The sequence below is a fragment of the Paenibacillus sp. FSL R10-2748 genome (genome assembly GCF_038005565.1).
Taxonomy (GTDB): domain Bacteria; phylum Bacillota; class Bacilli; order Paenibacillales; family Paenibacillaceae; genus Paenibacillus; species Paenibacillus polymyxa_B.
Genome location: NZ_JBBOTK010000004.1, coordinates 584,639 through 598,387, shown reverse-complemented (window position 1 = coordinate 598,387; position 13,749 = coordinate 584,639). Strand labels below are relative to the sequence as shown.

Below are 13,749 nucleotides of genomic sequence, written 5' to 3'. Positions count from 1 at the left end.
AAATTACAATTCAAAGTTGAAATCAACCAATTTCTCAGCAATGTCGTTAAATGCTTCTTCTGATTGGTTGAAATATTGCTCCCAAGTATGCTTGCTCCAAATCTCTACACGGGTGGACACTCCCAATACGACGCACTCTTTAGTAAGCTTGGCGTATTCGCACAAATTCCCCGGTAAATTTACCCTGCCCTGTTTGTCCAATTCGCATTCAGTCGCCCCCGAGAAAAAAAAACGGGTAAACGCCCGCGCATCGGCCTTCATCAGAGGCAGTGCTTTAAGTTTTTTCTCCATGACAGCCCACTCATCCATGGGATACACGAAGAGGCATTGGTCCAGCCCGCGGGTAACCACGAACGAGGCACCGAGAAGTTCACGAAACTTGGCCGGTACAGTAAGCCGACCCTTCTCATCAATGCTATGTTGGAACTCCCCCATAAACATTGGTTTCGTCACCCCTTACCCCATTCTCCCACTTTGGCCCACTTTCCACCACCTAAGCATAATAGATTCGCTTTAAAAAATCAAAGACCTCTTTTTCATTACCAAAAAGTGATAGAAGCCGGATCCATACCCTTATGTCTGTTATTGTAGCCCTGCGTCACAAGATGCAAAAAAGCCCCTTACCCCATGAAGCCGGCCCCCGACAATATGCATCAGGTTTCGAAACAACACGGAATAAAGGGCTTACTCTCTGTCCATTATGCCAACCTAAACAAACACTTGCATTAAAAACGCAACACTTTTGCAGCGAAAATCGTGATGAAATAATCCGATTACGCGTTCCAGCTGTCCAAATAGATCTTTTGGTCTTCAGTTAACGTGTCAATTTGGATTCCCAGACTATCAAGCTTGAATCGAGCTACCTGCTCATCAATTTCATAAGGTACATTAATAACAGCTTTGCCTAGCTCATTGTAACGATCATTCACATATTTCAAGCCAAGCGCCTGAAGCGCAAATGTCGTATCCATAATTTCCGCAGGATGACCATCAGCAGCAGCCAGATTCACGAGGCGTCCTTCTGCCAGCAAATACATTTTACGTCCATCTTTAAAGCGATATTCCTCGATATTGCGACGCACCGTACGAATGGATTCGGAACGTTTAGCAAGCTCAGGCTTACTAACCTCCACATCAAAATGCCCTGCGTTACACAGCACAGCTCCATCCTTCATCACATCAAAGTGTTCTCCTGTAATTACAGCCTTGTTTCCAGTTACTGTAATAAAGAAGTCGCCCAGTTTGGCAGCTTCTACCATCGGCAAGACATGGAAACCATCCATATGGGCTTCTACTGCCTTGATTGGATCAACTTCGGTTACAACAACGTTGGCTCCTAGCCCTTTCGCACGCATTGCAACCCCTTTGCCACACCAGCCATAACCTACCACAACCACTGTACTTCCGGCTACAACCAGATTAGTCGTACGAATAATGCCGTCGAAAGCTGACTGTCCTGTACCATAGCGGTTATCAAACAAATATTTGCAGTAAGCATCATTAACAGCCACCATCGGAAAGTGAAGTTGCCCTTCTTTTTCCAAAGCCTTCAAACGAATAATTCCAGTAGTTGTCTCCTCTGCTCCCCCACGGATCGTAGAAATCAGATCAGGCCGTTCGGATTGCAACAGAGTAACCAAGTCACCACCATCATCTATAATGAGATCCGGCTTTGTTTCCAGTGCCTTGATTTGCAAATTTTTGAATTCTTCCGGGTCCGGATTGTATTTAGCTAATACTGTAACGCCATCTTCAACTAATGCGGCGCAAACATCATCTTGTGTGGACAACGGATTACTACCCGTAATAGTTACCTGCGCTCCACCTGCTTGTACCACTTTAGCCAGATAAGCCGTTTTGGCCTCCAGATGTAGACAGATGGTTACCTTCAGACCAGCAAAAGGCTGCTCTTGCTCGAATTGTTGACGTATACGGTTCAATACTGGCATATGGGCTTCTACCCAATCAATTTTCAAATGACCTTCAGGGGCCAATTTAAGATCGTGAACTATGCTATTTTGCAGAGAATGGGAAGTCATACTTTGTTTCCTCCTTCATATTGGTTAAATTTGAACCATGATAAATCCTATATAAAATAATAAATCATACATAAATAGCGCGATGCGTACCCGTCAGATCCAATGGTGCACTCATAATCATATCAATCAGGCTGAGACCATGACGGTTCAGAAAATGATAGATCGTATACGCCCGCTCCTGCGGCTGTCCAAATGGAAAAAGCGACCACTCAATACGATCCCACTGGCGAAGTGCTGTTTCATTTTGCCGAAGCAACGCTTCCTGAACTTTTGCCTCCAGATAGGCGATCTGTGCCAGAATCTTATCGCGGTTGGTTTCTCCGAGCGGTAGCAAACCTTTTTCAATCAAACCTGTCTGCTGCACAAGCGGTTCGTACATGCGGACAAAAGCTTCCTTAGCCCCGGAAAACTGATCCTGCATTCCAAGCTGATCTTGAGTGGCGATCCATTGCTTTTTCCGTTCCTCAAGTCCGTCTCTAACTTGACCAAAACTCAATTCATACTTAAGCATATGCTTCTCCACGCCTGGCTCTACCAACGTAAAAGACATTCGTGGCAGCAGTATCGGCATCTGCATCTCCAACACCCCGAAAGCATCCCGTGTAATCGCCCAGTAAGCAATCTCTCCTAGACCCAGCACAGATGCCAGCACCGGAAACAGTGAATCCTGCATTAGAGGACGAGTTAGCACATTGTTACTAAAACGTTCGGGATGTCTATCTATCTCTTCAAGCAGTTCATCCACAGTAAACACCACCAGACCGTGTCGGTCCGTGAATAGTCCAGCTTTTTTGAAAAGCAGCAAGCGTTCATCTTCATGGATATAAAAGAGATTCGCGCCACCTTCATGCACATCCGCTTGTAAATGATATCCATAATCTACGATCCGCGCAGCAGTCGTCCGGTAAGCCTGCTCCAACTCATCATTGTGCTGAACCAGTTGCTTAAAAACGGATGCTTCCAGCTTGCGTAGCGAAGGATCTGCTGAATCCAAGAGTACTAATCCATAGGTGCCGAACAAAAGGCCCAGCAACTTGGCAAAGGCTTCACTCAGTCCATATGAATCCGTTAGCCCGTTCTCAATCATGCGCATTATTTCAGCCTTATGTTCTGAATCTGGCAAGCTTTGCTCTATATCTGCTATCGCTTGCTTCCACTCAACAGCCTCAACTTTAATGGCACTAACCGAAGAACGGCGTTCAGGTTGCTTATTCAGCTTGATTTTGACGGCTTGTGGGTCATTTGCCATTACGTATGTATGATTGACCTCGTCCCAGTCATGATCTTCGCCAGCAATCCAGAAGACGGGAATAACCGGACGTCCAAGCCGTTCCTCAGCTTCTCTCGCCGCCTTAATTAGGGTAGCAGCTTTGTAAATGACCAGCATCGGACCTGTGAACAATCCGCTTTGCTGCCCGCCAGCTACTACTAAGGCATCTGGACTTTCCAGACGGTCCAATGAAGCACGAACCGCCTCATACGAATTGTATTTCTCATTGTATATACGAAGACATGCTACGATATCCTTACGGTTTAATCGCAGATGCCCCGTCTTATCCAGCCACTTCGCCCGTTGGGCATAAGCATCGGCGTGCAGCACATTATATTCATACAAGTCGCTTGCGCGTCCTGTACCCTGTATATAATCTTCTGCCAAAGCCGACCCTCCGCGAAGCGTTTCCGGAATTATCTTCATGGGTCTGCCTCCTGTCTCCACCAAAACCTTACTGCTTGATTGTACCGAAAGCCCATGTCCACGTCAAAGCTTCCTACAAAAAAAACCGCCGAATAACTCGGCGGTTGGTGCATAAAACAAGATCAGGCGTAAGGCTCAGCTACAAAATGTCCTTTAGACACTTCGATGAGCGTGGCATTTTCCAGGTTATAAGCCCCTGTCTTGCTGCCAGATGCATCATGAATCGGGCCTGCTTGGTCGCCTGGCATAATAATCCGTTTTTTGTTGGCTTCTACTTCTGGATCAGGAAGTGGGATCGCCGACAAAAGCATTTTCGTATAAGGATGGATCGGATTTGCATACAATTCAGCACTTTCTGCAAGCTCGACCATTCTACCCATATACATTACAGCTACCCGATCACTGATGTGCTTGACCATCGACAGATCATGCGCAATGAACAGGTATGTCAGACCCAAACGTTCTTGAAGCTCTTTTAACAGGTTGACAACCTGAGCCTGAATAGATACGTCAAGAGCTGAAATCGGCTCATCACAAATGATGAATTTAGGATTAACTGCTAGTGCGCGTGCAATACCGATCCGTTGACGTTGACCACCAGAAAACTCATGCGGATAGCGTGTTGCATGGTCAGGGTTCAAACCAACCAGATCAAGTAACTCTTCAATCCGTTTCTTACGTTCTGCACGGCTACCCGCCATGTTGTGAATATCCAGTGCCTCACCAATAATATCAGAAACGGTAAAACGCGGGTTCAATGATGCATACGGATCTTGAAAGATCATCTGCATATCACGGCGCATTGCTTTCATTTTACTCGGTGACAATTTGTAAATATCCGTACCGTTAAAACGTACGCTACCTGCTGTAGGTTCATACAAGCGCAAAATTGTACGACCCGCTGTAGACTTACCACAACCAGATTCGCCAACCATACCCAGCGTTTCACCCTCGCGAATATAGAAATTCAGGTTGTCCACCGCTTTGAGCACACGGTTTTTGCCAACATTAAAATACTTTTTAAGACCTTCAACCTCAATTAAATTGTTGCTACTCACCATGATCTCACCTCCTATTTCTTCAACTTCGGATCAAGCGCATCACGCAAGCCGTCGCCAAAAAGGTTGAACGCAAGCATAATCAAACTGATCAAACCTGCTGGGAAAAGCATCCGCCACGGGTAATACATCCACCCGGTCAGAGCCGATTCAATCATTGAACCCAGCGACGCCTGAGGAGCCTGTACCCCTAATCCAAGGAAGCTCAGGAATGCCTCAGAGAAAATAGCACTTGGAACTGTCAAAGTCAGTGTGACAATGATTGGTCCTACCGCATTAGGCAACAAGTGACGGAACAGCAAACGACCTGCACCAGCACCCATTGAACGGGAAGCAAGTACGAATTCTCGGTTTTTAAGTTGTAACATCTCACCACGTACAATCCACGACATGTTAATCCACCCCGTTACACAGAGCGCAATAATAATTGTAGTGATACTTGGCTCCAGTACAACCAGCAACAGGATCGTAACAAGCAAGTAAGGAATGGAGTACAAGATTTCAGAAAATTTATTCATGATTTCATCAACGCGGCCACCAAAGTAACCCATAATTCCACCATAAATAACTCCAATCATCAAATCAATCATTGCAGCAGCCAAACCAATAATCAAGGAAATCCGAGCGCCCATCCAAGTACGTACAAACATATCACGTCCCAGATCATCTGTTCCGAACCAATGTTCCGCCGAAGGAGGAAGATTGGTGCTCAACAAATCATTGGTGCGGTCATCGTATGGGGACAGCATCGGCCCAACAATTGAAGCAAGCACAATGAGAACCAACACACTCAAGCTCGTCATTGCCAGTTTATTTTTACGAAGTCGTTCCCAAGCATCTCGCCAAGCGGACAAGCTTTCGCGCTGAATAACTTCAGACTGCTTTTCATCCGCCCCGACCTTCTGGAAATCTTCCGGTTTTACCTGAAGCTTATCCAAGTTCACAGCATTATCTTTAACAGACATAAAGTTATCCCTCCTTCCCGCCAGTAAGCTTAATCCGCGGATCAATAAATCCATATGCAATATCTGTAATAAAACGCGCCACCATCAGCAGAATACCGTAAAAAATAGTAACTCCCATAATCATGGTATAATCGCGGGTTGTAATACTATCTACGAATACCTTACCAATACCGCCAATCCCGAAGATACGTTCAATAACAACTGAACCCGTAATAATATTGGCCGTCATGGGTCCCACATAGGTAACAACCGGCAAAATAGCATTACGTACAACGTGTTTGAACATAATTGTAATGGATTTCAAGCCTTTAGCTTTGGCAGTCTTAATGTAATCCGCATGAAGCACTTCCAGCATGCTGGAACGCGTTAGTCGAGCGATAAACGCAATTGGGGAAGCAGATAAAGCTGCAACAGGCAGAACGTAGTCCATCGGACCGTCAAAGCCCATAACATTAAACCAACCTAACTGTTGAGCGAAGAAAAATTGAATCAACGATGCTAGAACGAAGCTGGGAACCGCAATCCCCATGATAGCTAATACCATTGCAACGTTATCTATTAGCCTACGATGATACAAAGCTGCCAGCATACCTAGCAAGAGACCGACAATTATCGACACGATTATGGCAACAAAACCTAGTTTGAGGGAAACCGTAAAAGTTTGTCCGATAATGTCAGTTACACTTTGATTCAGCTTTTTCATAGAAATACCAAAATCACCTGAAGCAATATCACCTAAGTATTTAAAATATTGGACATATACAGGCTTATCCAGCCCATATTGTTCCATTAACCGGGCTTGAATCTCAGGAGAAGTCGCTTTTTCACTCATGAAGGGGTTACCCGGAATTGCTTTCATGAGAAAAAACGTCGCAGAGATCAGAATGAACAAAGATAGCAGCATATAGAAAAATTTACTGATCAAATAACGCGTCATTGCCCGTTTACACCCCCCATAAATTTTTTTCGACACCATTCGATTTTATCGAAATAGAATTGGACTGTCCAATCTACTTATTTGCATGGTTACATGATGATGGAAAAGACCATGACACACAAAAAAAACGGGATATATATGGTTCTATCCACATATATATCCCGAAGTAACTATCAAACTTCAGAATCGAGCTTCAGTTACTGTGTAATATACGCTCTTGTGAAATCAACTGCTCCACTAAAGTCAAGCCCAATGTCTTTTACATTCGGTTTCGTTAAAGAAACATTTGAGTAGTAGTAGATCGGAAGCATTACCATATCATCTTGAACCAGAATTTTCTCCGCTTTCGCAAAATCTTCCATGCGTTTTGCTGGATCAGTTTCTTTCTTAGCTGCTTCAATCAAAGCATCATATGCTGGGTTAGCATAACCTGCATTGTTGTTGCCATTGCCTGTTGTCCACATATCCAGGAATGTCATTGGATCATTATAGTCAGCAGACCATCCACCACGAGCGATTTGGAAATTCAGCTTGTTACGTGTTTGGATAAATACGCCCCACTCTTGGTTTTGAGTTTTGATGTCAACACCAAGGTTTTTCTTCCACATATCAGCAACTGCCAAAGCAATCTTTTGGTGACTCTCGCTGGAGTTATACAGCAATGTTACCGGAGGAAGTGTAGTTACGCCTTCTTCCTTCATACCTTCTTGAAGCAATTTTTTCGCTTCAGTGAAGTCTTCTTTGAAGTAATCATCTTTATTCTCAGTACGGAATTCTTGAGATACTCCTTTGATACCTGGAGGTACAAAGCCGTATGCAGGAATTTGACCGCCCAATGTTACTCTTTCAACGATTGGTTGGCGTTCAATAGCCATCGCAAACGCTTTACGGATTTTAACATTGTTAAATGGTTTTTCAGTTACATTAAACAGATAGTAGTACGTACTTGCAATCCCTTTTGCCTTAAATTCGTTAGGCAGTTCTTTTTTCACAGCCGGAATTTGGTCGGTAGGAATTTCACCGTTTGGCATACCTGCGTAATCGAGTTGTCCACTTCTATAAGAAGCCAGCTCTGTTGCACCGCTATTTACAAGGGACATCGTAATTTTATTCAGCTTGATATCATCTTTACCCCAATAGTTTTCACTTTTGGTTACTTCGATCTTTTGACCGCTGTCCCAAGTCGTTAATGTGTAAGGTCCGTTAGTGATCATGCTATCTTTCTTAACAGCCCACTTATCATTACCTTTAACGGAAGGATTTACAGGGTAAAAAGTGTAGAAAGAAGTCAATCCCAAGAAGTAAGGAGTTGGGTGCTCCAGCTCTACTTGCAATGTATGGTCGTCAACAGCTTTAACACCTACATCTTTAAAGTCTGTAACTTTAGTGCCTTTAAAAGATTTCGAAGTGCTCAGGTTGTAACCCTCAGCATTTTTGATATAGTACAATTGGTAAGCATATGGAGGTGCAGGAGCCGTGGAAGGATCCAATACACGTTGCCAAGCAAATACGAAATCGCTTGCTTTGACTGGGTCGCCATTACTCCATTTTGCAGTATCACGAAGCTTGAACGTATAGGTTTTGCCGTCATCGGAAATTTTCCAAGATTCAGCTACGCCAGGGATTTCTTTGCCGTCAGGACCCATACGTACGAGACCTTCATACAAAGTTTTCAGAACCGTGTTAGTTTGACTATCCTGAGCTTGTGCCGGATCGAAGGTTGGCGGCTCGGAAGCAAGGTTAATGCGCAAAATTTGCTTGTCGGCCGGAGCCGGCGTAGTCGAGGTGTTTTCTTGTGCGCCCTTACCATTATCGTTCTTGCTGGAGCCACAACCTGCGAGCAGTGCACCAACTGCAAGAATGAGTGTCAAAAGGACTAAAAAGCTTTTCCTTTTCATCTAGCGTTTTCCCCCTAGTTCTAAAGTGGTATATGTTTATAGATTATACAACCAGCGGTCAAAAAAATCTACATTACATTTCTTCAAATTGAGCTTTTTTTTCAAAAAAACATGATTAATTCATATTTTTTCACCTTTTCATGTCATCTTATATCACATGATGTTGAATATATTCTTAAATATACCAACAACAGTCAACAAAATATACGCCAATGTCATCGCTATAAAAGTTAATCTCCAGACCGCTCTACATAATCTTTTACCATCAACCTTCCCTTTTATTCGATTTTGAGCTCCTCCAATTAAACCCAAGGCCAGTAATAGGAGCAGTAGAATCAAATAAAAACCGAATCGAGATGTAAAAATGACGTTAAAGAGTGCTGCGACGGAAAATATCAGAAAAAACGTGGTAATATCCATAGAAGTTAGTAACGATTTCTTTTTTTCCATTTTAAGAATGTAGCGACAAACCGCAAACACGATCAAAAACGGAAAAAAGGGAAGAATACTGAAAGTGATAATAGTACCTTGTATAAGACTCAACTGATCACCCCTCTTTTAGCCGCATGCCTTCAATTAATTGCCACAATACCTCATGAGTTGGTGCAGTAACTCCAGCCCGATCTGCCATCTGCACCAGTTGTCCGTTAATTGAAGCAACTTCCGTCATGGACTGTGCAAGTACATCAGCTAGCATGGACGAGTGATTTTCTGCCGTTGCCCGGCATACATTCATAATTTGCTCCCACCATGCGTTTTCCCAGTGGATACCATGAGCTTCATACACTTGAATGCCTTCATCGTACAGCCTACGCATCATATGTATTCGAATAGGGTCCGAAAGCAGCTCGCCATTACGAACTCGCCATACCGCTGTCAGCGGATTGATCACAGCATTGATCAACAACTTGCGATACATACCGTTCTCGATTTCTTTCGACAAGCAAACGTCAAATCCTGCTGCAAGCAGCCGATTTAGCACACATTGATTAAAATTATTGTTCTTCGCCTCCTCCCCTTCCTCCGAACTACCAATTTCAGTAACACCCGATCCTGCATGTACAATAGATGCTACTCCCTGCCTCTTGGCTCCTTCAGTCGTCACAGCAGGGTATACCACAGCTTCAGGCCAAGCCTGTCTAATGCGTTCTATATGGCCGATTCCATTCTGCAAGCAAACAATTCCTGTATCTCTATCCATTTGAGCTGCAGGCTGGATCTGTTCTAATACTTCCTCAATCGCCCCCTGTTTGGTCATAAGCATTATCCATCGTGCTGGAGCCTGTGAATTTAACCGTTGCCAATCTGCCAATGGCGCTACCTTCAATTTATCCCCGGAAACATGTACTGCCGTCTGTCCCTCCTTATCAAACACAGTAATCCCTTCACGAGCAATGACGCGTGCCTGCTCAAGTGTACGCGTCCACAGCCTTACTTTTGTACCCGAAGCAGACAACCTCCCGGCAAACAACAATCCCAGCGAACCCGCTCCAATAATATCAATCACCTTTGTATCGTCTCGCTTCCATCTTTTTTTCTACTATATCATATGCACTCTAAAGAAATACAAAAAACGCCAACTACGGCAAAGCGCTAGTTGACGTCTTATTTCAATATTGCAGAAGTAATCTTGTTACTCAATGCGCTCCAGATTCCCATTGGCGTCCATTTTGAATCTGGATTTAAGCTCTTCCTCATCTTCAGTGATTAAAGCCAAGCGCCGAGCTCGGTCCATAATCTGAATCAGAGCTTTATAATCATCATTCACAACACGATAGTCGGTTTGTACATCATTCACTTCTTTGGACAGCCGGTCATTAATGGAGCGAAGCTGATTCAATTCTTCTTCCTTTTCCCGTAAATCTTTCTCCAGCATCTTAATCTGCCGATTCGTTTCCTGGACGGATCCCTTCCATTGGCGCAAGAAGCGAATTACTGCATCAATAGATAATGTATCCTCACTCGCACCATCCGTTCTGTATCCACCTTCGACTGTATCAAGCGAGGCAAAAGCCGCAACCTGTGATACACCCACCGGGTTCTGCTTACGGATATAACTGCGCTTCTGGCGCTGTGCTTTGGCAATACTAATCGCTTCATCGTAACGTTTGCGCACGCAGCTATTCCAACGAAAGCCACATGCTGCAGAGGTTCTTCCTATTTTTTGTCCAACCTCCTCAAACGCAGCGAGCTGCGTTCCACCTTCACGGATATGCCGCAATGTCACCTCCGCCAATATCAAGTCATCTTCCACACTCCATGCATCTTGTCTTATTGCAGTCATGCCTCTAGCCCTCCTAACAACATCCTGAAATAACCGTCTTCATGAACCGATCTTGCCGGTATTTGAATAGGGTATAAAAGCTGTTTATTCATTCCTATGCCTCTCGTAGAGTTCATAGAATCTATTTGATACTAAATTGTATTTCCATTTCTGCAAGAACTCATACGTGAACGTAAACAGTTTCGGGTTTCAAGCATGCTCAGACTGCTGTACAATAAAATGAATGGTTAAAGAAACAGAAAGGATCATATACATTACCATTAGTTTTTTTCGGGAATACATAAAAGGGGAAACCAAATGAACAAACGAATAAAAATCACAATCAGCACCCTGCTGACCACCATTATGTTGCTAACTTTCATATATGTACGTCCTACCCTGGCCGCTCCCTCCAATGAAGAAAGTAAGATTTTACAAGATAGCCTGTCGATTGTAGAGATAGACCATGAAATTGAGCGAATCAGTCAGGAGCAGCATACCCTTTTGCAGCGTCAGCAGGAACTGCGAAGTAATCTCACCGTTCAGCAAGAGCAAATGACCATACAACGGAAGCGTGCAGGTTCTGTGCTGCGATCTTATTATATGGGGGAAAGGGACAAACTGTTGAGTGTGGTGCTAGGGGCGAAAAGTATAAGGCAACTTCTCTCTCTGTACGATTACTACTTATTATTGATTAGTCACGATCAGGATGTGCTTCAAGAATATGAATCCAATTATCAATCTATGCGAAAAACAGAACAACAAGTCACCCAAGCCTCAATGGAACTGGAGACTGTCAAAACAAACTTACTGGCACAACGTAAACGCATTGCCCTGCTTCAGTCGCGTGTAAATGACGGCGTTAACGCCAGTAATGACCCGGATACCCTACGCAAGCTAATTGGCGAAATGACAGCTTATTGGGAGAATGTAGGTGTCTACGAGGTAAATAAGCACTTTAAAGCATTAGCTCAAGCTATGCAGAATTTACCACAATTCATTCAACAACAACAAGGTGCCATGGTTACAAATGGAAAAGTCATTACGATAAGCATTCGTGAAGAGGACTTTAACCGTTTTTTAAAGTCAGAAAATGAATTGTTTAATCACTTCAACTTTACATTTGCGCAGGATCGAATTGTGGTAGAAGGTCAGCAGGGAACGATGAAATTAAGGGTAGAAGGTCACTACACGCTAGAGAATGAGCCGAAAAATGCAATTTTATTTCATGTGGATCGATTGGTATTTAATGGTCTGGAGCTACCTGATACGACCCGCAACAAGCTGGAAAAGGATTTTGATCTGGGTTTCTACCCACAGCAGCTTATTTCATATGTCAAAGCCACAGAAGTACGCACTTTAGCAGGAATGCTTGAAGTTAAGCTCGAATTAAACTTTAAGTAAAATTTTGCTCACCTTTCATTGTTCTGAATTTTTACGTGTATAAAACAAGAGACCCCGGGAGATTCCCGAGGTCTTTATTATTGTAATAACGGTAGGGATTTTATAGTAGATCGGCTGCCAACTGCGCGAGCTTGGAGCGTTCTCCTTTTTCCAACATAATATGCCCGCTAATCCCTTCTTGCTTAAACCGCTCCACCACATAGGTTAGACCGTTACTGGCTGCATCCAGATAAGGGTGATCAATCTGCTCCGGATCTCCCATCAAAATGATCTTGCTCCCCTCACCCACCCGGGACACAATCGTTTTGATCTCATGTCGGGATAAGTTTTGCGCCTCATCGACTATAATAAATTGCCCAGGTATCGAACGCCCGCGAATATAAGTAAGTGCCTCCACCTGAATACTGCCCAAGCCCATCAAAATTTTGTCGATATCACCTGATTTTTTGGCATCAAACAGATACTCTAGATTATCGTAGATGGGTTGCATCCACGGGCGAAGCTTTTCATCCTTTTCTCCCGGTAAATAACCAATATCCTTACCCATAGGAACAACAGGCCGAGCAATCAGCAGTTTTTTGAAGCGATGTTCATCCTCTACCTTAAGCAAACCTGCCGCCAGCGCCAGCAGCGTTTTGCCCGTACCCGCTTTTCCTGTAATGGTCACGAGGGGGATATCGTCATTAAGCAAAAGCTCCAATGCCATCCGCTGTTGAGCATTACGCGCGCTGATTCCCCACACCGATTCGTTACTTAAGTACAGCGGCTCTAATCGCTCTGCCTCCTGATTCACTTTCAGCAAAGCTGATTTTCCAGTTCCCATTTCATCTTTCAGAATAACAAATTCATGCGGATACAGCGTATAAGGTAGTTCCAGTGGCTTGATTGGTAAAAAACGGTTAGAGTAAAATTCATCTATGATGGACGGGTGCACCTGTATTGCCGAGTATCCGGGATATAGCTCACTTAGATCGCCTGTTCTATCGGATAGGTAGTCTTCGGTCAGCAGTCCCAGTACATCTGCCTTGATCCTGACCAGCACGTCTTTACTGACCAAAACGACCGAACGTGGTTCAGGCTGCTCCTGCTCTTCCAGATGATAATTCAAGGCGACCGCCAAAATCCGGTTATCGTTCGAAACCTCCCCGAACATCTCCTGAACTTTCAAAAAACTTCGGTGGTTTAACTCAACCTTAAGCCTCCCACCTTGGGGAAGTGGAACGCCACTGTGCAGATGACCTACTTCTCTTAACCCGTCCAACAATCGCGATACATTGCGGGCATTCCGTCCAATCTCATCCGCGTTGCGTTTTTTGGAGTCGATTTCTTCCAGAACAACAGCTGGAATGACAACTTCATGTTCTTTGAAGGTAAAAATGGCTTTCGGATCATGCAGCAGCACATTCGTATCCAGCACAAAAATTTTCTTCATTAAATCCCCTCCAAAGCGGCGTGGACAATCTCGTGTTTCATACCTATACCTATTCAC

At 44.1% G+C, this 13,749-nt stretch carries 12 protein-coding genes; 1 reads left to right on the top strand and 11 read right to left on the bottom strand.

Annotated elements, in window-relative coordinates:
• Positions 1–3: 3 nt before the first annotated feature.
• From mraZ to NSS66_RS15650, 10 genes are all read right to left on the bottom strand, one after another.
• On the bottom strand, positions 4–441 hold the full coding sequence (gene mraZ / locus NSS66_RS15695; RefSeq protein ID WP_013311099.1) for a division/cell wall cluster transcriptional repressor MraZ: 438 nt from the start codon (positions 439–441) through the stop codon (positions 4–6).
• 332 nt (positions 442–773) lie between these two features.
• Positions 774–2,039 carry an adenosylhomocysteinase gene (locus NSS66_RS15690; protein WP_013311100.1) on the bottom strand — a complete coding sequence of 422 codons (1,266 nt, stop codon included), beginning with the start codon at positions 2,037–2,039 and terminating at the stop codon, positions 774–776.
• A 64-nt stretch (positions 2,040–2,103) separates the two neighbouring features.
• Complete coding sequence (gene bshC / locus NSS66_RS15685; protein ID WP_340959321.1) at positions 2,104–3,735, bottom strand: bacillithiol biosynthesis cysteine-adding enzyme BshC; 1,632 nt, start codon at positions 3,733–3,735, stop codon at positions 2,104–2,106.
• Between the two features lie 122 nt (positions 3,736–3,857).
• Positions 3,858–4,796, bottom strand: a complete 939-nt coding sequence (locus NSS66_RS15680) for an ABC transporter ATP-binding protein (RefSeq protein WP_013311102.1) — start codon at positions 4,794–4,796, stop codon at positions 3,858–3,860.
• An 11-nt stretch (positions 4,797–4,807) separates the two neighbouring features.
• The gene (locus NSS66_RS15675) at positions 4,808–5,758 is read right to left on the bottom strand and encodes an ABC transporter permease (protein WP_013311103.1); all 951 of its coding nucleotides are present in this window, start codon (positions 5,756–5,758) and stop codon (positions 4,808–4,810) included.
• 4 nt (positions 5,759–5,762) lie between these two features.
• Positions 5,763–6,695 (bottom strand): ABC transporter permease, encoded by a 933-nt coding sequence (locus NSS66_RS15670; RefSeq protein ID WP_023989458.1) that lies wholly within the window; start codon positions 6,693–6,695, stop codon positions 5,763–5,765.
• Between the two features lie 197 nt (positions 6,696–6,892).
• A complete protein-coding gene (locus tag NSS66_RS15665) occupies positions 6,893–8,593 on the bottom strand; it encodes a peptide ABC transporter substrate-binding protein (protein ID WP_023989459.1) in 1,701 nt (566 codons plus the stop codon).
• Between the two features lie 153 nt (positions 8,594–8,746).
• Positions 8,747–9,136 carry a DUF3397 domain-containing protein gene (locus NSS66_RS15660; RefSeq protein ID WP_013311106.1) on the bottom strand — a complete coding sequence of 130 codons (390 nt, stop codon included), beginning with the start codon at positions 9,134–9,136 and terminating at the stop codon, positions 8,747–8,749.
• A gap of 4 nt (positions 9,137–9,140) precedes the next feature.
• On the bottom strand, positions 9,141–10,100 hold the full coding sequence (locus NSS66_RS15655) for a ketopantoate reductase family protein (protein WP_023989460.1): 960 nt from the start codon (positions 10,098–10,100) through the stop codon (positions 9,141–9,143).
• Positions 10,101–10,226: 126 nt separating this feature from the next.
• On the bottom strand, positions 10,227–10,877 hold the full coding sequence (locus tag NSS66_RS15650; protein ID WP_013311108.1) for an RsfA family transcriptional regulator: 651 nt from the start codon (positions 10,875–10,877) through the stop codon (positions 10,227–10,229).
• Between the two features lie 297 nt (positions 10,878–11,174).
• Between NSS66_RS15650 and NSS66_RS15645 the strand changes: the two genes are divergently transcribed.
• Entirely contained in the window at positions 11,175–12,260 is a 1,086-nt protein-coding gene (locus tag NSS66_RS15645; protein ID WP_209942892.1) for a hypothetical protein, read from the top strand.
• Between the two features lie 100 nt (positions 12,261–12,360).
• On the opposite strand, the gene NSS66_RS15640 is transcribed toward NSS66_RS15645, so the two are convergent.
• On the bottom strand, positions 12,361–13,692 hold the full coding sequence (locus NSS66_RS15640) for a PhoH family protein (protein ID WP_023989462.1): 1,332 nt from the start codon (positions 13,690–13,692) through the stop codon (positions 12,361–12,363).
• Positions 13,693–13,749 lie beyond the last annotated feature (57 nt).